General features: G+C 68.4%; 17 protein-coding genes. 12 read left to right on the forward strand and 5 right to left on the reverse strand.

Translation table 11 applies throughout. The features are described 5' to 3' along the window. Window positions 1–54: 54 nt before the first annotated feature. The 7 genes from DKT77_RS05660 (at window position 55) to DKT77_RS05690 (ending at window position 9,225) form a co-directional block, all read left to right on the forward strand. On the forward strand, window positions 55–2,208 hold the full coding sequence (locus DKT77_RS05660; protein ID WP_109810744.1) for a thiamine pyrophosphate-dependent enzyme: 2,154 nt from the start codon (window positions 55–57) through the stop codon (window positions 2,206–2,208). 94 nt (window positions 2,209–2,302) lie between these two features. Then, the gene (locus tag DKT77_RS05665) at window positions 2,303–3,466 is read left to right on the forward strand and encodes an isovaleryl-CoA dehydrogenase (protein WP_109810745.1); all 1,164 of its coding nucleotides are present in this window, start codon (window positions 2,303–2,305) and stop codon (window positions 3,464–3,466) included. Window position 3,467: 1 nt separating this feature from the next. Continuing rightward, entirely contained in the window at window positions 3,468–3,980 is a 513-nt protein-coding gene (locus DKT77_RS05670; RefSeq protein ID WP_109810746.1) for a lysozyme inhibitor LprI family protein, read from the forward strand. Next, window positions 3,977–5,581: a carboxyl transferase domain-containing protein gene (locus tag DKT77_RS05675; RefSeq protein WP_109810747.1), complete on the forward strand. Its 1,605-nt coding sequence runs from the start codon at window positions 3,977–3,979 to the stop codon at window positions 5,579–5,581. Before DKT77_RS05670 ends, DKT77_RS05675 begins: the two co-directional genes overlap by 4 nt. Window positions 5,582–5,586: 5 nt before the next feature. Next, on the forward strand, window positions 5,587–7,590 hold the full coding sequence (locus DKT77_RS05680; RefSeq protein WP_109810748.1) for an acetyl/propionyl/methylcrotonyl-CoA carboxylase subunit alpha: 2,004 nt from the start codon (window positions 5,587–5,589) through the stop codon (window positions 7,588–7,590). Beyond that, window positions 7,580–8,446 (forward strand): hydroxymethylglutaryl-CoA lyase, encoded by an 867-nt coding sequence (locus DKT77_RS05685; RefSeq protein ID WP_109810749.1) that lies wholly within the window; start codon window positions 7,580–7,582, stop codon window positions 8,444–8,446. The genes DKT77_RS05680 and DKT77_RS05685 overlap by 11 nt, the downstream gene beginning before the upstream one ends. Beyond that, window positions 8,443–9,225, forward strand: a complete 783-nt coding sequence (locus tag DKT77_RS05690; RefSeq protein WP_109810750.1) for a crotonase/enoyl-CoA hydratase family protein — start codon at window positions 8,443–8,445, stop codon at window positions 9,223–9,225. The genes DKT77_RS05685 and DKT77_RS05690 overlap by 4 nt, the downstream gene beginning before the upstream one ends. Here DKT77_RS05690 and DKT77_RS05695 read toward each other — a convergent pair. Then, window positions 9,222–10,517: a DUF2254 domain-containing protein gene (locus tag DKT77_RS05695; RefSeq protein WP_238547710.1), complete on the reverse strand. Its 1,296-nt coding sequence runs from the start codon at window positions 10,515–10,517 to the stop codon at window positions 9,222–9,224. The genes DKT77_RS05690 and DKT77_RS05695 overlap by 4 nt on opposite strands. A gap of 112 nt (window positions 10,518–10,629) precedes the next feature. Next, a complete protein-coding gene (locus tag DKT77_RS05700) occupies window positions 10,630–11,916 on the reverse strand; it encodes an MFS transporter (RefSeq protein WP_109810752.1) in 1,287 nt (428 codons plus the stop codon). Between the two features lie 577 nt (window positions 11,917–12,493). Here DKT77_RS05700 and aceE point away from each other — a divergent pair. The 4 genes from aceE to DKT77_RS05720 all read left to right on the forward strand — a co-directional run bounded on the left by aceE (window position 12,494) and on the right by DKT77_RS05720 (window position 19,346). Continuing rightward, window positions 12,494–15,154, forward strand: a complete 2,661-nt coding sequence (aceE, locus tag DKT77_RS05705) for a pyruvate dehydrogenase (acetyl-transferring), homodimeric type (protein WP_109810753.1) — start codon at window positions 12,494–12,496, stop codon at window positions 15,152–15,154. 28 nt (window positions 15,155–15,182) lie between these two features. Beyond that, window positions 15,183–16,448: a dihydrolipoyllysine-residue acetyltransferase gene (gene aceF, locus DKT77_RS05710; RefSeq protein ID WP_238547711.1), complete on the forward strand. Its 1,266-nt coding sequence runs from the start codon at window positions 15,183–15,185 to the stop codon at window positions 16,446–16,448. A gap of 13 nt (window positions 16,449–16,461) precedes the next feature. Continuing rightward, entirely contained in the window at window positions 16,462–18,213 is a 1,752-nt protein-coding gene (gene lpdA / locus DKT77_RS05715; protein WP_238547712.1) for a dihydrolipoyl dehydrogenase, read from the forward strand. Window positions 18,214–18,323: 110 nt separating this feature from the next. Continuing rightward, entirely contained in the window at window positions 18,324–19,346 is a 1,023-nt protein-coding gene (locus tag DKT77_RS05720) for a DUF808 domain-containing protein (RefSeq protein ID WP_109810756.1), read from the forward strand. On the opposite strand, the gene DKT77_RS05725 is transcribed toward DKT77_RS05720, so the two are convergent. From DKT77_RS05725 to DKT77_RS05735, 3 genes are read right to left on the reverse strand one after another with little or no spacing between them, the layout of a single operon-like run. Further along, window positions 19,343–20,560: a vWA domain-containing protein gene (locus tag DKT77_RS05725; protein WP_109810757.1), complete on the reverse strand. Its 1,218-nt coding sequence runs from the start codon at window positions 20,558–20,560 to the stop codon at window positions 19,343–19,345. The two genes, DKT77_RS05720 and DKT77_RS05725, sit on opposite strands and share 4 nt — an antisense overlap. 9 nt (window positions 20,561–20,569) lie before the next feature. After that, the gene (locus DKT77_RS05730) at window positions 20,570–21,688 is read right to left on the reverse strand and encodes an AAA family ATPase (protein ID WP_109810758.1); all 1,119 of its coding nucleotides are present in this window, start codon (window positions 21,686–21,688) and stop codon (window positions 20,570–20,572) included. Continuing rightward, window positions 21,685–22,380 (reverse strand): hypothetical protein, encoded by a 696-nt coding sequence (locus DKT77_RS05735; protein WP_109810759.1) that lies wholly within the window; start codon window positions 22,378–22,380, stop codon window positions 21,685–21,687. Before DKT77_RS05735 ends, DKT77_RS05730 begins: the two co-directional genes overlap by 4 nt. Before the next feature lie 56 nt (window positions 22,381–22,436). Here DKT77_RS05735 and DKT77_RS21325 point away from each other — a divergent pair, with 56 nt between their 5' ends. Beyond that, window positions 22,437–23,972, forward strand: coding sequence for an alpha/beta hydrolase (locus tag DKT77_RS21325; protein WP_274520051.1), 1,536 nt, complete (start codon window positions 22,437–22,439; stop codon window positions 23,970–23,972). The last annotated feature ends 6 nt before the right edge of the window (window positions 23,973–23,978 follow it).

Consider the following 23,978-nt stretch of genomic DNA (forward strand, 5'->3'; position numbering starts at 1 on the left):
GGACATCCGGCGGGGTGCGCGATGCATGGACTCAGCGCACGGATGGGCTGACGAATGGATGCCGTCAGCCGTGTCCACGACGCATTTCGCCACCGGGTCGCAGTCGGCGATCTGCCCGGCGGGGCCGCGCCCACACCCGGCCTCGATGCGCCAGATGCTGCAGCCATGTTCGAGGCGCAGGTCCTGTCGCGCGCGCTCGATATCGTCTCTCGCGAGATGCAGAAGGCCGGGCAGGGGTTCTACACGATAGGATCGTCCGGCCATGAAGGCATGGCGGCGGTCGCGCAGGCGCTCAGGTCCGATGACATCGCCTTCCTGCATTACCGCGACGCGGCGTTTCAGATCGCCCGCGCGGCGCAGGCCGGTCAGGACCGGGACCAGATTACCGGCGACATGCTGCGGTCTTTTGCCTGCGCCGCGGACGATCGGATCTCGGGCGGGCGCCACAAGGTGCTGGGATCGCGCGCGCTGATGATCCCGCCGCAGACCTCGACCATCGCCAGCCACCTTCCCAAGGCGCTTGGTACCGCTTTCGGGATCGGCGCGGCGCGTCGGGCCAGACCGGAGGGCGCGATCCTGCCGCGCGACGCCATCGCGCTGGCCAGTTTCGGGGATGCCTCGCTGAACCACTCCACCGCGCAGGGCGCGATCAACGCCGGGGGCTGGGCCGTCGCGCGCGGGGCCGATCTGCCGCTGCTTTTGGTCTGCGAGGACAATGGCATCGGGATCTCGGTCCGCACCCCGCGGGACTGGGTGGCCCGCAGCCTGCGCTCCCGTCCGGGCCTGCGCTATTTTGCGGCCGACGGGTGCGACCTCTATGCCGCCTTCGCGGCGGCGCGCGAGGCGGCGGCGCATGTAAGGCGGGCCCGGCAGCCGGCCGTGCTGCACCTGTCCATGGTGCGCCTCTATGGCCATGCCGGTGCGGATGTCGCCGAAACCTACCTCTCCGCGGACGAGATTGCGGAAGCAGAAGCGCGCGACCCGCTGCTGACCGGCGTGCGTCTTCTCCGAGATGCCGGTGCGCTGGCGCCCGCCGCCGCGCTGGAGCTTTACGACGCCGTGCTGGAGCGCACCCGGGCCGCCGCGCAGGCCGCGCCGAACTGGCGGCGGCTGGCCGACGCGGAAGAGGTCATGGCCCCGATCGTGCCGCCGCTGCGCATGGCACTCCCAACGGCGACGCTGACGGATGGAGCGGGCGCGCCGCCGCAGCCGATGGTCCGCCATATCGCGGACACGCTGGGCAAGCTGATGGAGGCCCATCCCGAGATCGTTTTGATGGGCGAAGACGTGGGCGCCAAGGGCGGGGTCTACGGTGCGACGCGCGGGTTGCAGGCGCGGTTCGGGCCGGGCCGCGTGATCGACACGCTGCTGGACGAACAGACCATTCTCGGTATGGCGATTGGCATGGCGCACAACGGCTTCATCCCGATCCCCGAGATCCAGTTCCTGGCCTACCTTCACAATGCCGAGGACCAGTTGCGCGGCGAGGCGGCGACACTGCCCTTCTTCTCCAACGGTCAGTTCGCGAACCCGATGGTGGTGCGCATCGCGGGGCTTGGCTACCAGAAAGGCTTCGGCGGGCATTTCCACAACGACAATTCGCTGGCCGTGCTGCGTGACATTCCGGGGCTGATCCTGGCGTGCCCGTCCAGCGGGGCGGAGGCGGGGGCGATGCTGCGCGAATGCGTGCGCCTCGCCCGCGAAGAGAACCGGGTGTCGGTGTTCCTCGAACCCATCGCGCTCTATCCCATGCGCGATCTGCACGCTGAGGGCGACGGCCTGTGGCAGACCGCACCTGCCGATGCGACGGTGCCTCTAGGCTCCGTTGGGGTGCACGGACCGGGCCGGGATATCGCGCTGATCAGCTATGGCAACGGGCATTACCTTTGCCACAAGGCGGCCAAGCGACTGGCCGATACCGGCATCGCCCCGCGCATCGTCAATCTGCGCTGGCTCAGCCCGCTGCCCGAGGCGGCGCTGCTCGATGCGCTGGCGGGCTGTGGCGCGGCGCTGGTGGTGGATGAATGTCGCCGCTCGGGCAATCTTTCCGAGGCTCTGATCTGTCTTCTGGCTGAACGCACGGATCTGCGGGCGGCCCGGCTGACCGCCGAAGACAGCTTCATCGCCACCGGCCCGGCCCATGCCGCGACATTGCCATCGGTAGAGGGCATCGTCGCAGCCGCCCGTGCGTTGCTGGACCGAGCGTGATTTCCCTCTGGCATCCGGCGCAGACGCGCCGCACACTGCGACCAAGCGCCTTGCAAAGCCGCATTGCCCGCAAGAGGCACAAGGGAGGAAGCCGATGTTCACCGCATCCATGACGTTCGATCTCGGAGAGGAGGTTGCTGCGTTGCGCGACACCGTCCATCGTTGGGCTCAGGAGCGTGTTAAGCCGCTGGCCGACCACACAGACCGGCAGAACAGCTTTCCGTCCGAGTTGTGGCGCGAGATGGGCGATCTCGGCCTGCTGGGCATCACGGTGCCCGAAGCGGATGGCGGCGCGGGCATGGGGTATTTGGCCCATACCGTCGCGATCGAGGAGATCGCCCGAGCATCGGCCTCCATCGCGCTCAGCTACGGCGCGCATTCCAACCTTTGCGTCAACCAGATCGCGCTCAACGGCACGCCGGAACAAAAGGCGCGCTACCTGCCCGGCCTGATCACCGGCGCGCATGTCGGCGCGCTGGCGATGTCGGAATCCGGCGCGGGCTCCGACGTCGTTTCGATGTCGCTTCGGGCGGAAAAGCGCAACGATCATTACAGGCTGAACGGGACGAAGTACTGGATCACCAACGGCCCCGACGCCGACACTCTCGTGGTCTATGCCAAGACCGACCCGGAGGCTGGTGCCAAGGGCATCACCGCCTTCCTGATCGAGAAGGCGATGACCGGCTTTTCCAGCAGCCCGCATTTCGACAAGCTGGGCATGCGCGGCTCCAACACGGCCGAGCTTGTCTTTGACGATGTGGAGGTTCCCTTCGACAACGTGCTTGGCGAGGAAGGGCGCGGCGTCGCAGTTCTGATGTCGGGGCTGGACTACGAACGCGTGGTGCTTTCGGGTATTGGCACCGGCATCATGGCCGCCTGCCTTGACGAGATCATGCCCTACCTGCGCGACCGCAAGCAGTTCGGCCAGAGCATCGGGAATTTCCAGCTGATGCAGGGCAAGATCGCCGACATCTACACCAAGATGAACAGCGCGCGGGCCTATGTCTACGAGGTGGCGCGCGCCTGCGACCGGGGCGCGGTGACCCGGCACGACGCGGCGGCCTGCGTCCTTTATGCCAGCGAAGAGGCGATGGTCGTCGCACATCAGGCGGTGCAGGCGATGGGCGGCGCGGGCTTCATGAACGACAGCACCGTTTCGCGCCTGTTCCGGGACGCCAAGTTGATGGAGATCGGGGCGGGCACCTCCGAGATCCGCCGCATGCTGATAGGACGGGAACTGATGGGGGCGATGGCGTGACATGACTGCTCTTGCGCATCACTTTGGTGCGCCGCTTGCCCTTCTTCTCGCGGCGGCTGTGCCAGCAGGGCTTTCCGCGCAGGACCTTGCGTTCGACCCTCGTCCGACCGCCGATTGCGTTGTTGTTGGACAAGCGACGTCCTGCGCCGGGCGTGCCGCCAATGCCTGCCAGGACCAGCCCGGCGGATACACCACCTATGGGATGATCTTTTGCCTGTCCGAGGAAGCCGGATGGTGGGATGCACGCCTGAACGAGGTCTACACGAACCTCAGAACGCGTGATGCAGTCCTTGACCGGGAAGCGGCGGAATGGGAACCCGACGCCCCTTCGCGGGCAGAAGCGCTGCGCGACATGCAGCGGGCCTGGATCGACTTTCGTGACGCTGCCTGCGCCTATGAAGCGTCGCAATGGGGCTCCGGAACGGGCCGTGGTCCGGCGGCGAGCGCTTGCATGCTGCAGTTGACGGCGGCGCAGGTCGCCACGCTCGAGACCTATCTGGAGGGGGCGCCATGAGTGTCCTGCGCTCCGCCGTACTTCCCGGCTCGGACATGTTCCGCGCCAATGCCCAAGCCCATGCGAACGCCCTGGCCGAGGTACAAACCGCCGCCGATCTGGCGCTGGCCGGCGGCGGGCCGGAGGCGCAGGCGCGCCATGCCGCGCGCGGCAAGCTGGCCCCCCGCGACCGGATCGCCCGGCTGCTTGACTCCGGATCGCCGTTCCTCGAGGTTGGCCTCTTCGCCGCGCACGGGATGTATGGCGGGGCCGCGCCCTGCGCCGGGGCCATCGCCGGGATCGGCCGCGTGATGGGCCGCGACGTAATGATCGTGTGCAACGACGCCACCGTGAAGGGCGGCACCTATTACCCGATGACCGTCAAGAAGCACCTTCGCGCGCAGGAGATCGCGCAGGAGAACCGGCTGCCCTGCATCTATCTTGTCGACAGCGGCGGCGCGAACCTTCCCAATCAGGATGAGGTATTCCCCGACCGCGACCATTTCGGTCGCATCTTCTTCAACCAGGCGCGCATGTCGGCGCAGGGCATCGCGCAGATCGCAGTCGTCATGGGGTCATGCACGGCGGGCGGAGCCTACGTCCCCGCCATGTCGGATGTGACCATCATCGTGAAAGGGCAGGGCACGATCTTCCTTGCAGGTCCGCCGCTGGTGCAGGCCGCCACGGGCGAGATCGTCAGCGCCGAGGATCTTGGCGGCGGCGACGTGCACACCCGCCTGTCGGGTGTGGCGGACCAACTGGCCGAGAATGACGCCCACGCCCTCGCGCTGGCGCGGCAGGCGGTGGCAAGCCTCAACCTGCCGCCCCCGCCTGGCCCGGATCAGCCGCCTGAGCCGCCGCTTTACGACCCGGCTGAACTGCCGGGCGTCGTGCCTGCCGACCTGCGAACCCCCTATGACATCCGCGAGGTGATCGCGCGGCTGGTGGACGGGTCGCGCTTCGACGAATTCAAGCCGCGCTATGGCGAAACGCTGGTCTGCGGTTTCGCGCATGTGGGCGGCATGGCAGTGGGGGTCCTTGCCAACAACGGGGTGTTGTTTTCCGAAAGCGCGCTGAAGGGGGCGCATTTCGTGCAGCTGTGCTGCCAGCGGCGCATCCCGCTGGTGTTCCTGCAGAACGTCACCGGTTTCATGGTCGGGCGTGCCTACGAGGCGGGCGGGATCGCCAAGGACGGCGCCAAGCTGGTCACGGCGGTGGCGACCGCGGCGGTGCCCAAGGTGACGATGCTGGTGGGCGGCTCCTTCGGAGCGGGCAATTACGGCATGTGCGGGCGGGCCTATTCGCCGCGCTTCCTGTGGACCTGGCCCAACAGCCGGATCAGCGTGATGGGCGGTGAACAGGCCGCGGGCGTGCTGGCGACGGTCAAGCGCGCGGCGGTCGAAAAGCGCGGCGGCGCGTGGTCCGAGGCCGAGGATGCAGCCGTGCGCGCCCCCGTTCGGGCGCAATTCGCCCGGCAGGCGCACCCGCTCTACGCCTCCGCCAGGCTTTGGGATGACGGGATCATCGACCCGCGTGACAGCCGGTCGGTGCTGGCGCTGTCACTGGCCGCTGCGCGCAACGCGCCGGTGCCGGACACTCGCTTCGGCCTTTTCAGGATGTGACCGCCATGCAGACCATCCTGATCGCGAACCGGGGCGAGATAGCGGCCCGCGTTATCGCCACCGCCCGGCGCATGGGCCTGCGCACCGTTGCCGTGCATTCCGATGCCGATGCGGAGGCGGTTCATGTGCGCGCCGCCGACGTCGCGGTGCGGATCGGCCCCGCGCCTGCTGCGGAAAGCTATCTTGATGTCGGCGCGATCCTGGCCGCCGCGCGTATGACGGGCGCGCATCTCATCCACCCCGGCTACGGCTTCCTGTCCGAGAACGCCGCCTTCGCGCAGGCGGTGGCCGAGGCCGGGATGATCTTCGTCGGCCCTCCGCCGGACGCGATCCGTGCGATGGGCCTGAAACACGCCGCCAAGGCGCGCATGGAAGCGGCGGGCGTGCCCGTCGTGCCCGGCCATCACGGCGCAGACCCGACGCCCGAAGTGCTGGCGCGGGAGGCCGCGCGCATCGGTTACCCGGTGCTGATCAAGGCCTGCGCGGGCGGCGGCGGCAAGGGGATGCGCCGTGTCGACGATCCGGCCGGATTCACAGAAGCGCTGGAAGGCGCGCAGCGTGAGGGGCAGGCGAGCTTCGGCGACCCGTCGGTGCTGGTGGAGAAATACATCTCCACGCCCCGGCATGTTGAAGTGCAGGTCCTCGCCGACGCGCATGGGCGTGTGGTGCACCTGTTTGAACGGGACTGCTCGCTCCAGCGCCGCCACCAGAAGGTGATCGAGGAAGCCCCGGCGCCGGGCATGACGGATGCGGTGCGCCGCGCGATGGGTGACGCGGCCGTTGAGGCCGCGCGCGCCATCGGGTACGTCGGTGCGGGCACCGTGGAATTCATCGCAGATGGGTCCGACGGGCTGCGCCCGGATGGGTTCTGGTTCATGGAAATGAACACGCGCCTGCAGGTGGAACATCCGGTGACCGAGGCAATCACCGGGATCGACCTCGTTGAATGGCAGATCCGGGTCGCGCTTGGCGCGCCGCTGCCCTTCGCGCAGGACGATCTGCGCATCGACGGTCACGCGATCGAAGCGCGGATCTATGCCGAGGACGCGTCGGCCGACTTCCTGCCCGCGCCGGGGCGCATCGCGGCGCTGCACTGGCCCGAAGCCGCCCGGTTCGAACCGGGTGTGCTGCGGCTTGATGCCGGGGTGGCGGCAGGTGATACGGTTACGCCGCATTACGACCCGATGATCGCCAAGTTGATCGCCCACGGGCCGGACCGGGCGACTGCTCTCGCGCGTCTGCGGCGCGGTCTGGATTCTTGCCGCATCGCGGGGACGGTCACCAACCTTTCTTTCCTGTCGGCGCTTCTGAGCGACGACGCTGTAGCGCGCGGCGTGGTGGATACCGGGCTGATCGCGCGCCGTGCCGAGGACCTGTGCGCCGAGCCCGACCCGCCGCCCGAGGTGGTCGCGCTGGCTGTGCTGGCGGCGGCGCGCCTGCTGAAGGAGGAAGGCGCGGAACATATGGCGCTGAGAGGTTTCCGCGCTTGGGGCCCGGCGCGCTGCTTTTCCGACATGTCCTTTGGCGGACGTAGCTTCGTCGCCGAGGTGACGCTGCTGGGTGGCACGCGCCATGCGGTCGTGGCGGGCGGCCCGCCATTGGAATTCGATGTCCCGCACGGCGCTGCGGCGGACGGGTTCGTGACCCTTTCCGTCGGCGGCCAGGCGCATCGCCTGCATCTGCACCGCGCACCGGGCCGGATCACAGTCTTCGCGGGCAACCGCCCCTTCGTGTTCGATCTGCCGGACCCGCTGGAGGCGCGCGGTGCCGCCGAGGCGGCGGGCGACGCGGTGATTGCGCCGATGCCGGGGCTGGTGCGCGCCATGCCTGTCGCTGCGGGCGATCGGGTGAGGTCCGGCGAGCCGCTCGCGGTGCTTGAGGCCATGAAGATGGAACATACCCTGACCGCGCCGCGCGACGGCATCATCGCCGCCATCTGGGCGCAGCCCGGCGACACGGTCGCGCAGGGCGCCGTTCTGGTGGCGCTGGAGCCCGCCGATGTGCCCTGACCGTGTGGAACTGTTCGAGGTCGGCCCGCGCGACGGTTTGCAGAACGAGGCGGCGCTGATTCCCGCAGCGCGCAAGATCGCGCTGGTCGATGCACTGTCGGCCTGTGGCTTCCGGCGGATCGAAGTGACGAGCTTCGTGAGCCCGAAGGCGATCCCGCAACTTGCCGACGCAGCGGAGGTGATGGCCGGAATCGACAGGGCCGCGGGCGTGGCCTATGTCGCGCTTACCCCGAACCTGCGCGGGTTCGAGGCGGCGCATGCGGCGCGGGCCGACGCCGTCGCGGTCTTCGCCTCTGCCTCGGAAGGGTTCAGTCGCGCGAACCTGAACTGCACCGTAGCCGAAAGCCTTGCGCGGTTCGAGCCGGTGGTGACGGCGGCGGGCGCGGCGGGCCTGCCGGTGCGGGGCTACATTTCCTGTGTGACGGACTGCCCGTTCGACGGCCCCGTGCCGCCCGAGCAGGTGGTGCGCCTTGCCGCACGGCTGCTGGCGATGGGCTGCACCGAGATTTCGCTTGGCGACACGATCGGTCGGGCGCGCCCTCCAAAGGTGCGCGCGCTGTTGGATGCCGTCCTGCCCGAAGTGCCGCCCGGCCTGCTGGCGGGGCATTTCCACGACACGGGCGGGCAGGCGATCGGCAACATCGCCGTTTGCCTCGATGCCGGGCTGCGGGTGTTCGACACGGCGATTGGCGGGCTGGGCGGTTGCCCCTATGCGCCGGGCGCACCGGGCAACGTGTCCACCGGTGCCGTGGCAGACTGGCTGACGGCGCGGGGGGTGGCGACCGGGCTCGATGCGGCGGCGCTGCGGCGGGCGGAGGCGTTGGCGCGGGACCTGCGCGAGGCGGATCCGGCATGAGTTGGCCGACGCTGGACATGGTGTGCGACGCGGACGGTATCGCGCGGCTGACGCTGAACCGCCCGGATGCGCGGAACGCACTTGATGCGCGGATGATCGACGATCTGACCGATGCCGCTCGCCGCCTCGGTGACGACAGTGCCGTGCGGGCGGTGATCCTGTCCGGCGCGGGCCCCGTGTTCTGCGCGGGGGGGGACCTGCGCTGGATGCAGGCGCAGATGCGCGCCGACCGCGCGACTCGCATGGCAGAGGCGCGCAAGCTGGCCGAAATGCTGCTGGCCCTGAACGAAATGCCGGTTCCGCTGATTGGCGCGATCCACGGCGGCGCGTTCGGTGGCGGGGTCGGGCTGGCCTGCGTGTGTGATGTGGCGCTGGCCGCGGACAATTGCCGCTTCGGGCTGACGGAGACGCTCCTGGGCCTCATTCCGGCGACGATCGCGCCGTACGTTCTGGCCCGGATAGGCGAAGGCGGGGCGCGGCAGGTTTTCATGTCGGCGCGTGTCTTCGGCGCGCCCGAGGCGGCGCGCCTCGGCGTCGTGGCGCGCGTGGTGCCACCGGAGGCGCTGGAGGCCGCGGCGGCGGCGGAAGCCGCGCCCTACCTGCAGACCTCTCGGGCGGCGGTCGGGGCGGCCAAGGGGCTTGCCCGCGCGCTGGGGCCGCGCATTGATGCCAAGGTGATCGAGGACACGGTCACGCGTCTTGCCGACATCTGGGAGACGCCGGACGCCGCCGCCGGGATCGCGGCGTTCCTCGCGCGCCGCGCGCCGGACGGAGGCTAGCCCCCTTTCGCGCCGTCGGACATGCCGCCTGAGCTGTCGGTGCCCGGGTCCGGTCCGGCCCAGTCGGCCAGCGCCGCCAGTGTGTCCATCTCGTCGCGGCCGAGGCCAGCGCGTGCCGCGCGGGCCAGCGCGTCGCGGGCGATGCGCGCGCCTGGTCCGGCGAACATTTCGGGGGCTGTCCGGTTCAGCGAGGCAAGCGCCTTTTGAAGCCGCATCTGCACCTCGATCGTCCCTGCCCCGTCCCGCGCGATGGGGCGCAGCGCGTCGGTCAGCAGGTCCTGCGCGTCGATCTGCGGCACGTGCAGGCGGGCGAAGCGGATGTCCGGTGCGCCACGGTCCGGCCATTCCGACAACAGCCGGACGATCCGGCCGATCACGCTGATCGCCGTGCCGGGGTCGTTAACAGCGGGCGACAGCGCGCGTGAGGCGATCTCGGACAGCACGATCAGCCCGAAGCGCGGATCTTCCTCGAACACGCGGTCGGTTCCAATGGTCACGGCGTCGCGGATGCCCTGCCGGCTGGCGCTGTCCGGCGGAGTGCCCTGCACCGTCGCCAGCGGCTGGCCGGCGGCAACGAAGCCCCCCGGACGCAGGGCAAGATGGATCTGCAAATCCGCCTTCTCGGCCAGCGCGTTCAGCGACGGCATGTCGAGGTGCTGCACATAGCCGGACCGGCGTGCGGTCACGTCGGTGCCGCCGCCGGGCGCCGCGCCGTTGGCCGGGTGCCCGCCCAGATGCGGTGCGCGACGCCAGGCCGCCAGTGCCCGCGCCGCCGCTGTTTCCACCCGGTCGAGCGTGTTGCCCATGCGCCCGAAGCTCATCAGGTGGCCGATCCAGCGCATCAGCGCCAGGATCACGAAGCCGGTGACGACGATTGTGACGAAGAACAGAACGACCCGTCCGGCGGTGTCATAAAGCTCGGCCCCGAGCGCGATCAGCCCCAGCAGGCTGAACAGGAACGCGCCGAGGAAGGTTGCCAGCACGTTCTGCGTGATCGGGTCCTGCTGCAGCAGCGCTATGGCGCGGGGAGTGGCGTTCTGCGCGGCGGCGGCGAAGGCCGATACGGCGATCGACAGCGAGAAGGTGGTCACCGCCAGCATGGAGGACGCCATCAGGTTCAGGATCCGGTCCACCGACGCGGCGCCCGTGCGCGTCGCCGCCCAGTCGGGAAGGAGCGGTGACAGAAGTTGTGCCAGTACGACAGATGCAACCGCCAGCACGGCGAATGCCACGACACGGACCCAGATCTTCCGCAGCGCGTTGCGCAGGTTCCAGATATGGCGGGATATCATGCGGGGGCCTTTCCGGGTGGCGTTGGGTTGCTCGGCTGGGCCGGGCGAAAGTCGCCAAGTCAGCATCGCAGATCGCGGCCGGGCGGCAAGCCCGCACCGCGCCGGATGCCGATCAGTCGGCGTCCTGCTGCACCTCGTCCAGCCGCGCGGCCAGCGCGACCCCGGCGGCGGCCAGAACGGCGAAGCCCAGAAGGACCGGCCCCGCGCCCACGGCGTCGGCGGCCCAGCCCGCCGCGCCGCCGAGCAGCAGCGCGAGCCCGACCAGAGTGTTCGACAGCGCGGTATAACGCGCGCGCAGCGCGTCCTCGGCCATGTCGGTCAGGTGCAGCTTTCGCCCCGCGCGCACACCTTCATAGGCGATCTGCACCGTGAACATCGCCGCCGCTGCGGCAATCTGTCCGGCCGTGCCGCTGCCGAAGCCATCCGCCATTGTGCCCGCCGCACCGATCACAACAAAGGACAGGCAGGCCAGAATGCCCGCGGCCATAAGCGTGCGGCGGCTCGACCGGTCCGACAGACGGCCCCAGATATAGGCGGCCAGCACCGACCCCGCCGTTGCGGCCATCACAAGCGGTCCGAGTTGGTCCAGCGCGCTGCGTTCGGTGCCCTGCGCCAGCAGTACGATGAAGGGCGGGGCCAGCGCGGTGACGGCCAGCGCTGCGCGCGCGGCGATGAAAAGGCGCAGTTGGCCGTCTTCGGCCAGTGGCTGCACGAGCGCGTCGAGCGGCGTGCCCTCCGGGTCCTGCGGCTCGCGCGGCGTCTCGCGCAACAGGCTGAACACGGCGCCTGCCACGATCAGCGCGCCGCCCGCCAGCGCGACCGCCCCCGCCAAAGTGGGCACCGCCAAGGGAAACACACCAAGCGCCATCAGGCCTCCGAAGCTAAAGCCAAGCACTGCGGCGACGCTGCCCGCAAAGCCGGTGATCGCGCCGCGGCGGCCCTTGGGGACGGTGCGGGCCAGCGCATCCTTCTGGCTGACCGACGCGCCCGCGCGGGCCAGCGCCAGCATCGCCAGCAGCGCAAGAATCGCCGCGCCCGCCGCCGCGCCCTCCAGCAATATCGCGCTGGCGGCTATGCCGAGCGCGGCCACACCCTGCAGGAGTGAGGCGACCGCCCAGACCAGCTTGCGGCGGCGCGTGCCCTCGACCAGCCGCGCCAGCGCCAGTTGTGGAAGCAGTGCTCCGGCCTCTCGCAGCGGAACCAGCGCTCCAACCATCGCGCCAGGCGCCCCCAGCGCGGACAGCAGCCAGGACAGTACCAGTTTTGGATCGAGCAGGCTGTCGGCGGTCTTGCTCAGGCTCAGCGCGGCGATGTGGATCAGCCCGTTGCGGGCCTCGCCGTCCGGCAGGTCTTGAGGCGCGGCGCCGGTCAGACGGGCAAAGAGCGGGCGGGCGGTCATGGCGGGTCCTTTGGTATGCAGTTGCACCATGGGTCACCTAGCGGGTCTGCGCGGCGCGGCCAGATGCGCGTCGGGATTGCACCTTGCACGTCGCCTGTGCAAGCTTCCCCAAAAGGGAGGAAGACATGGTGCGGTCGCAAGACCGTTTCCGGGAGGTACCGCAGCGGGCTACTCTGCGCGGTGCGCGCCGACGGGACGGAAACGTCATACATCCCGCAGTGTTAGCGCTGAAGGTCATTGCGGCGAAACTGACGCACCCTGTGGGCGGTCAACGGGTCCGGTTCCGCGCCTTTATCTGGTCAGCGCGAAATTCCCGTTGCGATTCGAGACTTTACGCTGGGTCGGGCAGTGCGCGGGCCGGTGTGTCTGCGTCGTTGGTATGCGCGACCGTAGGGTCAGCTATGCGTCCCGGCGGGGTGGCAAAGCCCGAATCTTTCGGTAAACGGATATCAGCGAAGGCTAGACACTTGATAATCAAGGGAAAAACGACGTTTGCATCGCAACATTGTTTCGTTTGCCCCGGTAAGCGCGGACATAATGTTCCGCGCGGAAATGTAGATCCAAGGGAGGTCGCTACATGAGCGGATACGAAGATCTCGATCCCGTCGAAAGCCAGGAATGGCAGGACGCGGTTCAGGATGTGATCGAACGGGACGGCGCGGATCGCGCGCATTTCCTGCTCGACAGGGCAGTCCAGCAGGCGCGCGCCGCGGGAGCGATGCTGCCTTTCTCGGCCACCACGCCGTACCAAAATACAATTCCGACCGACGACCAGGTGGAGTTCCCGGGCGATCTCGAGATCGAGGGACGCATCCGGGCGATCAACCGCTGGAACGCGATGGCCACGGTTGTGCGTCGCAACAAGGAAAGCAGCGAATACGGCGGGCATATCGCATCCTTCGCTTCCTCGGCTGCGATGTATGACGTCGGCCTGAACCATTTCTGGCGCTCGCGGTCGGCGATGCATGGCGGCGACCTTGTGTTCTTCCAAGGGCATGTCGTGCCGGGCATCTACGCGCGGTCTTTCATGGAAGGCCGCATCAGCGCCGAGCAGCTTGAGAATTTCCGGTCGGAGGTCGATGGCTCTGGTCTGTCATCCTATCCGCACCCCTGGCTGATGCCGGACTACTGGCAGTTCCCGACAGTGAGCATGGGGCTTGGCCCGCTCATGGCGATCTACCAGGCGCGGTTCATGAAATACCTTCACTCTCGCGGCTTTATCGACATGGCCGACCGCAAGGTGTGGTGCTTCCTTGGCGATGGCGAAATGGACGAACCCGAAAGCCTGGGCGCGATCAGCCTTGCGGCGCGCGAGGGGCTCGACAACCTGATCTTCGTGGTGAACTGCAACCTGCAGCGTCTCGACGGGCCGGTGCGCGGCAACGGCAAGATCGTGCAGGAACTCGAAGGCGAGTTCCGCGGCGCGGGCTGGGAAGTCATCAAGCTCTTGTGGGGCCGCGGTTGGGACGAACTTCTGGAGAAGGACGTCACCGGGCGGCTGCGCCAGTTGATGGACGAAACCGTGGACGGCGACTACCAGACCTTCAAGTCGAAGGACGGCGCTTATATCCGCAAGCACTTCTTCGGCAAGTATCCCGAGACCGCGGCGATGGTCGAGGACATGACCGATGACGAGATCTGGAACTTGCGCCGCGGCGGGCACGACACCCAGAAGGTCTATACCGCGTTCAAGCGGGCAACCGAGGTGAAGGGCCAGCCCACCTGCCTTCTGGTCAAGACCGTGAAGGGTTACGGGATGGGCACCGCTGGCGAAGGGCAGAACACCACGCACCAGCAAAAGAAGCTGGCCGAGGATCAGCTCCGCGCCATGCGCGACCGCTTCAAGATACCGGTGTCCGACGAGGATCTGCCGAAAGCGCCCTTCGTACAGCTGAACAACGCACAGAAGGCGTATCTGGCCGACCGTCGCAAGGCGCTTGGCGGGGCATTCCCGGTGCGGCACTGGCGCGATACCCCCAAACTGGAGATCCCCGCGCTCGACAAGTTCGAGAAGGAACTGAAATCCAGCGGCGACCGCGAGATTTCGACCACAATGGCTTTCGTGCGCATCCTGACAACGCTTCTGCGCGACAAGAAGATCGGCCGCCGGGTCGTTCCGATCGTGCCGGACGAGTCGCGCACCTTCGGGATGGAAGGACTGTTCCGGTCGGTCGGGATCTGGAACCCGCTTGGCCAGACCTACACCCCGCAGGACCGGGACCAGATGTCCTACTATAAGGAAAGCGCGGACGGTCAGGTGCTTCAGGAAGGTATCAACGAAGCGGGCGCTATGGCGGACTGGATCGCGGCTGCGACCAGCTACAGCGTGCACGGCGAACCGATGATCCCGTTCTACATCTACTACTCGATGTTCGGGTTCCAGCGGATCGGCGACCTCGCCTGGGCAGCGGGAGACAGCCGCGCGCGCGGCTTCATGCTGGGCGGCACGGCGGGGCGCACGACGCTGAATGGCGAGGGGCTGCAGCACGAGGACGGGCACAGCCACATCCTCGCCGGCACGATCCCGAACTGCATCACCTATGACCCGACCTTCCAGTTCGAGGTAGCTGTGATCGTGCAGCACGGGCTTCAGCGTATGTTCGTCGACCAGGAGGACGTGTATTTCTACCTCACGCTGATGAACGAGAACTACCAGCATCCCGACATGCCGATGGGCGTGGAGCAGGACATCATCAAGGGTCTCTACCGCCTAGAGGAGGTCAAGAAGCCCACCAAGAAGCATGTCACGCTGATGGGATCGGGCACGATCCTGATCCAGGCCATGAAGGCCGCCGCGATGCTGAAGGAAGACTTCGGCGTGAGCGCGGAAATCTGGTCGGCACCGTCGCTGAACGAGCTGGCACGCGACGGCCAGGACGCGCTCCGGCACAATCGCCTGAACCCGCTGGCCGAACCGAAAGTGCCGTTCGTGACCGAACAGCTTGAGCGTTCGAGCGGGCCAATCATCGCCGCCACCGACTACATGAAGAACTATGCCGAACAGGTCCGGGGCTTCATTCCGGAGGGCCGCAGCTTCACCGTGCTCGGCACCGACGGCTTCGGCCGGTCCGACAGCCGCGTGAACCTGCGTCGCTTCTTCGAGGTGGACGCAGCTCATATCGCAGCGGCCGCGATGGTGGATCTCTACAAGGCGGGGGCGGTCAGCAAGACCGACCTGACCAAGGCGCTGAGCAAATACGACATCGACGGCAACAAGCCGAACCCGCGGCTGGCATGAGCCCGCAGGGACGAGGGAGACTTTGACTATGACGACTGACGTACATGTGCCCGATATCGGGGATTTCACCGACGTTCCGGTGGTGAGCGTTCTGGTTTCGGTCGGCGACACGGTCGCCGCCGAGGATCCGCTGATCGAATTGGAAAGCGACAAGGCGACGATGGAAGTGCCGAGCCCCGCCGCCGGCAAGGTCAAGGAGATCAAGGTCTCCGAAGGGGACAAGGTGAGCGAGGGCACGCTGATCATCGTGCTCGAAGGCGAGGGCTCGGGCGATGCGCCCAAGGCCGAAGCCCCGAAGACGGAGGCGCCGAAACCGGCTGCTCCGGCGCAGGCCGCTGCGCCCGCAGCGGCGCCGGCTCCGGTCACGGACAGTGGCTTCGGCAAGGCGCATGCCTCACCTTCGGTACGGGCCTTCGCCCGGTCGCTCGACATCGACCTGACCAAGGTCAACGGCACCGGCCGCAAGGGACGCATCCTGCGCGAGGACGTGGCGAAGTTCTACAAGCAGGCGGCCGCCCCGGTCGCGTCGGGCGGTGGCGCTGCGGCGCAGGGCGGCATGGGCATTCCGCCGATCCCGCCGGTGGACTTCTCGAAGTTCGGCAAGGTCGAGGACGTGGAAATGTCCCGGATCAAGAAGATCTCGGGGCCCGCGCTGCACAGGTCCTGGCTGAACATCCCGCATGTCACACATAACGACGAGGCTGACATCACCGAGCTGGACAAGTACCGCAAGGAGATGGACACGATGGCCAAGGACGACGGCTATCGGGTGACGCTGCTGTCCTTCGTCATCAAGGCGAGTGTGTCGGCGCTGAAGGAGCACTGGGAATTCAATTCCTCGATCCATCCCGACGGCGACAAGCTGATCCGCAAGCATTACTACAACATCGGCTTTGCCGCGGACACTCCGAACGGGCTGATGGTGCCGGTGATCAAGGATGCCGATCGCAAGGGACTCGTGGAGATTTCCAAGGACCTGATGGAGCTGTCCGGCAAGGCCCGAAAGGGTGAACTGAAGGGACCGGACATGCAGGGCGCGACCTTCACCATCTCCAGCCTCGGCGGGATCGGCGGCACCAGCTTCACGCCCATCGTGAACGCGCCGGAAGTGGCGATCCTCGGTCTGACGCGCTCGAAGATGGCGCCGGTCTGGAACGGATCCGAATTCGTGCCGCGCCTGATGCAGCCGCTTTCGCTGAGCTATGACCACCGGGCCGTCGACGGCGCGCTGGCGGCACGGTTCTGCGTGACGCTGAAGACGCTGCTTGGCGACATGCGCAAGTTGATGTGGTAAGGAGATCAGACACATGGATGTGAAAGTACCCGATATCGGCGATTTCTCCGATGTGCCGGTGGTCTCGGTGCTGGTTTCGGTCGGCGACACGGTCGCCGCCGAAGACCCGCTGATCGAACTGGAAAGCGACAAGGCCACGATGGAAGTGCCCAGCCCCGCCGCGGGCAAGGTCACGAAGATCGTCGTGGCCGAGGGCGACAAGGTGTCCGAAGGCACCGTCATTATGGAACTGGAGGCGGAGGGGACCGCGGAGAACGGCGCCATCGAGACCCCGTCCTCCGCCGCGCCCGCGCCGGCGGCGCCCGCCGCCGCCGCACCCGCGACGGGCACGGCGACCGGGAGGGGCGACCAGCACGCCGAGGTGGTGGTTCTCGGCTCTGGTCCCGGCGGCTATACCGCCGCCTTCCGCGCTGCCGACCTCGGCAAGTCCGTGATTCTGATCGAACGTTATCCCACGCTCGGGGGCGTTTGCCTGAACGTCGGCTGCATCCCGTCCAAGGCGCTGCTGCACGTCGCCAAGGTCATTACCGAGGCAGAGGAAATGGGCGATCACGGCGTCAGCTTCGCCAAGCCGAAGATCGACCTCGACGAGTTGCGCAAGTTCAAGGACGGCGTGATCGGTCAGCTGACGGGCGGGCTGGGCGGGCTTGCCAAGGCCCGAAAGGTCACGACAGTGCAGGGTGTTGGCACCTTTACCGGCCCGAACATGATCGAGGTCGCGGGCGACGCGGGCACCTCGACGGTCAGTTTCGACCAGTGCATCATCGCCGCCGGGTCCGAACCCGTGAAGCTGCCTTTCGTGCCGCATGACGATCCGCGCGTGATCGACAGCACCGGCGCGCTGGAACTTGCCGACATCCCCAAGAAGATGCTGGTGCTTGGCGGCGGGATCATCGGTCTGGAGATGGCCTGCGTCTACGATGCGCTTGGATCCAAGGTCACTGTCGTCGAGTTGATGGACCAGATCATCCCAGGCGCCGACAAGGACATCGTCAAGCCGCTCATGACCCGGATCAAGGGCCGCTACGAGGATATCCTGCTCAAGACCAAGGTCACAGATGTAAAGGCTCAGAAGAACGGGCTGAAGGTCACCTTCGAGGACGAAAAGGGCGAAAGTTCGTCCGCGATCTTCGACAAGGTGCTGGTCGCGGTCGGCCGCCGCCCCAATGGCGGCAAGATCGAGGCAGGCGCGGCCGGCGTCGCCGTGGACGAGCGCGGGTTCATCGCCGTGGACAACCAGCAGCGCACCAATGTGCCGCACATCTTCGCCATCGGTGATCTCGTCGGCCAGCCGATGCTGGCGCACAAGGCCGTGCATGAAGGCAAGGTCGCGGCCGAGGTCGCCGCCGGGCACAAGCGCGCCTTCGATGCCCGCGTGATCCCGTCGGTTGCCTATACCGACCCCGAAGTTGCTTGGGCCGGCCTGACCGAGACCGAGGCGAAGGCGAAGGGCATCAAGTACGAGAAGGGCGTTTTCCCCTGGGCCGCGTCGGGCCGTGCGCTGTCGAACGCGCGCTCCGAAGGAATGACCAAGCTGCTTTTCGATCCCGAGGACGACCGGGTGATCGGTTGCGCCATCGTCGGCACCAATGCCGGCGACCTGATCTCGGAGGCCGCTTTGGCGATCGAGATGGGCGCGGACGCGGTGGACCTTGGTCACACGATCCACCCGCACCCGACGTTGTCCGAGACGGTGAACTTCGCGGCCGAGATGTTCGAGGGCACGATCACCGACCTGATGCCGCCGAAGAAGAAAAAAGCCTGATCCGGCCCCCGCCGCCTTTGCGGCGGGGATCGGCCGAAAGACTGCAACGGCGCTGGACCAATCCGGCGCCGTTTGCGTTTATGCACAGGGATGCAGCGAAGGGACGCGCGATGGCTTCGGGACTTCTGGCACTTCTGGACGACGTGGCTGCGATCGCCAAGGTGGCGGCGGCGTCGGTGGACGACGTTGGCGGGTTGGCGATGAAGGCCGGCGCAAAATCCGCGGGCGTGGTGATCGACGACGCCGCGGTCACGCCGCGCTACGTGGTCGGGTTCAGCGCACAGCGCGAATTGCCGATCATCTGGTCCATCGCCAAGGGATCGCTGCGCAACAAGCTGCTGTTCTTGCTGCCTGGCGCGCTGGTGCTGAGTTTCCTTGCGCCGTGGGCGATCACGCCGCTGCTGATGTTCGGCGGGCTGTTCCTGTGCTTCGAGGGTGCCGAAAAGGTCGCCGAAACTCTGATGCCGGGCTGGGCGCACGGCACAGGACATGACGGCGGGCAAGACGCCGCTGCGCAGAACGGCGCGAAAGGTGGGGAGTTGCCAGGCACCCCGCAGGCGCTGGAGGAGAAGCGCATCGCCTCGGCGATAAAGACCGATTTCATCCTCTCGGCCGAGATCATGGCACTTACACTTTCTACAGTCCCAGAGGCCGGTCTTGCGCAGCAGGCGGCGGTGCTGGCCCTGGTCGGGATCGGCATCACGGCGCTGGTTTATGGTGCTGTGGCGCTGATCGTGAAGGCCGATGACGTGGGCGTGTCGCTGGCGGGGCGATCCGGTCGCCTGATCCCCGCGCTGGGACGCGGGATCGTGCGGGTCATGCCAGGACTGCTCAACGCGCTGACGGTGATCGGGATGATTGCGATGCTGATGGTCGGCGGCGGCATCCTGCTGCACGGGCTGGAGGTCCTGGGTCTGTCCGCGCCGCAGCACGTGGTACACGCCGCAGCGCATCTCGTGGGCTGGGTGCCGGGCGTCGGCGGGGCGCTGGAATGGACACTGGGCGCTGTGCTGACCGTCGCGGTCGGCTTTGCTGTGGGCGTGGCGCTGATCCCGGTCGTCACGCGCGCGGTCTTGCCGCTGGCTGGGCTGGCTGCCCGGCTACGCAACGGGGACGGAGGCGGGACGGCCTAGCCCGCGAGCTCGAGAACACGGCCGAACGGGGGGGGCGCAGCAGGCAGTGCGGTCACCGCCCAGAGCACAGGCGCCGCAGGCCGAAGGGCGCCGAATCCGCCGTCGAGATCGGTCAGCACCACGATCAGTGCGGGCGAAAGCCGATCCGCTTGTGCCAGCATTTCGCCAAAGGCGGTGCCGCCTCCACGGCGCGCGGGCAGGCGGGGCAGTCCGCCGGACCAGTCGCCGGGCCCGAGGCACCGCTGCAGGTGCACAGTTTCGTCGAAGGCCAGTAGGTGGGTTTCGGCGCCGGTGCGGCCTGCGATGCCCGCCAGTTCCGCGCCAAAGCGAGCCAGCACGTCGTCTGGGATTGATCCCGAAGTGTCCAGCCCCACCGCAATGCGCGCGCGAAGTCCGCCGCGCAGAGCGCCGGGTTCGAACACCGGCGCGGGTCCGCCCGCCGAGTGCGCGTGTGCATCCATCGCCAGCCAGCGCCGCGCGGGGCGTGCATGGCTGCGGCGGGGCGTGTCTGTCAGCGCACGCGCCAGCAGGCCCCGCAGCAGCCGTTCCCATGGGGTACGCGCGGCGGGCGCGTCGCCGATCCGCCCGGCCAGCAGCCCCAGCCCGCGACCCGCGGCGCGGCCCGCTGCCAGTGCCTGTGCAAGTCGCCCCTGCCAGTCCGGCGCGCCGCTGTCCATTGCATCGCCCGTGCCATCCGGCGAAAGGTCGCGCGCCGTGCCCTGCGCATCCGCATGGGCTCTTGCCGCCGCCGCCCCGTCCCGCAGCAGCGCGAGATAGAGCCGGTCCAATTCCCACGCTGCCAGCGCGTCGGGGCCCGCTGCCTGCGGGCCGAGCGTGGCACGAAGCAGGTCCGTCAGACGCAGAGCCGGGCGCGGCAGGGCATGGCCTGCCTGCAGCAACGCCTCGTTCACCAGCGCGTCTGCCGCGATGTTGTAAATGTCGGGGGTGAAGGCATCGCCTTGCCGTGCAGCCATCGCGCCCATGCGCCGCCCATGGCGCAGCGCCACATGCAGAACGTGATGCCCGGCCAGCCCGACCTGTTCCGGCAGGCTGAGCGCGGCGAAGTCCGGCCCGTACAGAACCGTGTCGCCGCGCGTGCAGGTGGGCCCGTCGCCGTCCCGATGCGTGCACCACAGCGCCAGCGCAGCCAGCGCCGGGTCCGCATCGGGCAGGTGGGCGAGGGCGCGGCGCGCGCGGCTGCTGTGACCCTGCACGCCGCTGCCTCAGTCCAGTCCGGTGGCGCGCCGCTCGGCTGCGTAGGCGGCATAACTTTCGGACTGCAGGAAGGCGTCTTGCAGACCGGTCTTCAGCCCGCGGTCGATCAGCATCTCGAAGCCGAAGGCGCACAATTCGGCCAGCGGCAGCGCGTCGAAGCCTTCGCCGGGCCGGACACGGTCGAGTGTGCGGATACCCGCCATCGTGTCGATCACGGCGTCGATGCGGGTTGCGTCGGCGGCGCCCACTAGAGCGAAGGCAAGCGCGTTGAGCCCGTTCAGTGTGTCAGGATAGAGCGCGGCGCGTTTGCCCGGCGCTGCGGCCAGAAGCGCATCGAGTTGCAGGCTGGCAGCGATGTCGTCGGCCACCACCGCGTACTCGGCCGCCGCCGCCGCGCCGACGGTGCCGGCGACCATGGCGTTGCGCAACGTACGGTCCGGCACGGCCGCGGTGATCGCACTGACCCGTTCCCAGGACCGCGGCGTGCAAGCGATGGTCTGTCCGCGGCGCAGCGCGTCCTCGGTCGTGTCCAAAAGATCTGGCCGCGCACGGATGAAAGCGGTGACCGCCGGGTGCACCCCCGCCCGAACTGCGAAGCCGGCCAGCCAGTCGGCGGGATCGCTGCGCACCACGAGGTGGATCAGTCGGTCCGACAACGCTGTGCCCATATCATGAGCCACCGCGCCGTCGCCCACATCGTTGCCCGCGGCGATGACCATGACGCTGTCCGGCAAGCGGTGGCGCCCGACGCGGCGTTCCTGCAACAGCCCGTATACGGTGGGCTGCAGGTAGGGCGATGCGGCGGTCAGTTCGTCGAGGAACAGGATCGCGGGGCTGTCCGGGTCGTCCGGCAAGTCTTCGGGCCGATACCATACCGTCTTGCGCGTGTCGTGGTCGTAGTAGGGCAGTCCGCGCAGGTCCTGCGGTTCAATGGTGGTCAGACGCAGGTCGAACAGTTGTGCGCCGATCCGGGCGGCCAGTTGGGTCACGATCTGCGTCTTGCCGACACCGGGACGACCATGCAGCATCCAGCTTGCCGTCAGCGCGCCGGTCGCCTGCGCTTGCCAGCCGGCCAGCAGGATGTCGTACGCGCGCCCCGCGGCCAGTTCCGACGCGTTCACGGTCATGCCGGGGCCGCGTCCATCAGTGCCGCAAGCCGGGAATGGGCCGACACGGTCTGCGCCTCGAAGGCGATGTCGCGCAGGAACAGGTCGGCGCGCTGGTTGGCGAGGTGCAGGTCACGCTCGGTCAGCGTGTCGTCGAAAAGGCCCGCCAGCCATGCGCGTTCTTCGGGATCGGGGGTCAGCACTGCTGCCTGCGGTGCGCCGACTCCCGGCTCCGCCTGGAGAGAGACCAGTGTAAGCGGCGCGATTCGCGCCAGTTCCGACTGTTCCACCACGAGGTGCATCGCCCCTCGATCAAGGCCGCGCCGCGCCGCGATCCGGCCCAGCACGCGGCGAGCGCGAAAGCGCAGCGTGTCGAGTGTCCGGTCCGCAGTGGCGGCATCCACCACCTCGTCGCGCCGGTCCCGCGGCACACGCAGCAGCTTCATCTCGACCACGCCGATCACCAGCAGCATCGCCAGCGGAGCCTGGCTGATCGGAAGGGCGCTCTCGGGCCAGATGAACATCGCCGCCACAAAGGGCGACAGCGCGAGGCTGAAACGCAGGAACTGCCCTTCCACAACCAGCCGCGCCCAGATCCGAACGGGCAGGCGCTGGCGCGGCAGGATGGCGACCCTGCCCAGCAGCTTGCGGGGCACGCGGCGGGTTTCCAGCGCGCGGGGGTTCCACACGGTATTGGGCGCGATCAAGATCATGCAGGTCAATCTAGGGCGCGCTGGCGTCGTGCGCCAGCACCGAGCGCGGACCCGGGTTGTGCGCTGCGCCCGCGTTGCCCTATCTCAATGACATGCGCGGCGCACGGATCACGGCGGCATGGCGGATCGGGCTCGGCCTTCTGGCGGCGGGCCTTGTCGTGCTGTCGCTGTGGCAACTGCGGACGGCGCATGGTGGGACAGTTCAGGCGAAGGTGACGCTGGCGGGCAGCCCGGCGACGGTCTATCGCCCACCGGACGCGAAACGGGAGGCGCCGCTGGTGGTGGTCGCGCACGGCTTCGCGGGCTCGCGCCGGATGATGCAGTCACTGTCGCTGACGCTGGCGCGGTCTGGTTTCCTTGTGGTCGCCTTCGATTTCATCGGCCACGGCCGCGACGACCGGCTGCTTTCGCCGGACGTCGCGCGGATCGAGGGCACCACGGCGCAGCTTGTCCGTCAGACGCAGGCGGTGATCGAGGCCGCGCGCGGGCTGGATGGCGCCGCCGCCGGGCCGGTCGCCCTGCTGGGCCACTCGATGGCAACGGATGTGGTGATCCGCGCGGCGCGCGGCGTGCCAGACACGGCGGCCATTGTGGCGATCTCGATGTACTCCGACGCTGTCACCGCCCGGTTTCCGGAACGTCTGTTGATCGTGTCCGGCGCTTGGGAGGGCCGTCTGCGCAAAGTCGGATTGCGGCTGCTGCACCAGGTCGATCCCGCGCTGGGAGAGGGCGAGACTGCCCGCGCGGAAGGCGTGCTGCGCCGCGCAATCGCGGCCCCGCGCACCGAACATGTCGGGGTGCTTTACAGCCCCGTCACGCTGGCCGCCGCGCGTGACTGGATCGCGCAGGCGATGGGCCGCGCGCCGGGCGGACCGGTCGCTGCAATCGGCTGGCCGGTGCTGGGGCTGCTGGCGGGGCTGGTCCTGGCCTTTCCCGCGCTGCTGCATGCCGTGCCGGGCGCTGCGGCGCCCCCGGCGCCTGGCCCGGTGCCGCCGCGTGGGCGATTCCTTGCCGCTCTGGCGCTGCCGGTGCTGCCGGCCGCCACGGCAATGCTGGCGCTGGCCGGACAGGGGCCGGTGGCGGGGATGGTGCCGCTTGCCGCGTTTCTTGGGGTCTGGGGCGCGGTGCAACTGGCCGTGTTGCGCGGCGCGGGCTGGCGGCCGGGACGGGCGCACTGGCCCGCGCTGGGGCTGCTGCTGGTTTGGGGCCTGGTCTTCGCGCTCGCGCTGGACCGCGCCGGATCCGCTTTCGTGCCCGCCGGGATCCGCGGCCCGCTGATGCTGCTGCTGCTGATCGGCGCGCTGCCCTTCGCGCTGGCGGACACCGCGCTGGCACAGGGGGCGCCACTGTGGCGCCGCGTCGTATCGCGGCTCGCGGTGCTCGGGGCATTGGGCGGCACGATAATGGCGGCGCCCGGCACGCTGGGCCTGATCTTTACGGTGCTGCCCGTGCTGGTCCTGTTCTGGCTGGTCTATGGCAGCTTCGGGCGTTGGACTGCCATGCGCGCTGGGGCGACCACTGCAGGGCTGGGCAGCGCGGTGGCGCTGGCTTGGGCGCTGGCAGCCAGCACGCCGCTCTTCGCGTTGCCCTGAGCGGCA

It is taken from the genome of Meridianimarinicoccus roseus (assembly GCF_003172915.1).
Taxonomy (GTDB): Bacteria; Pseudomonadota; Alphaproteobacteria; order Rhodobacterales; family Rhodobacteraceae; genus Meridianimarinicoccus; species Meridianimarinicoccus roseus.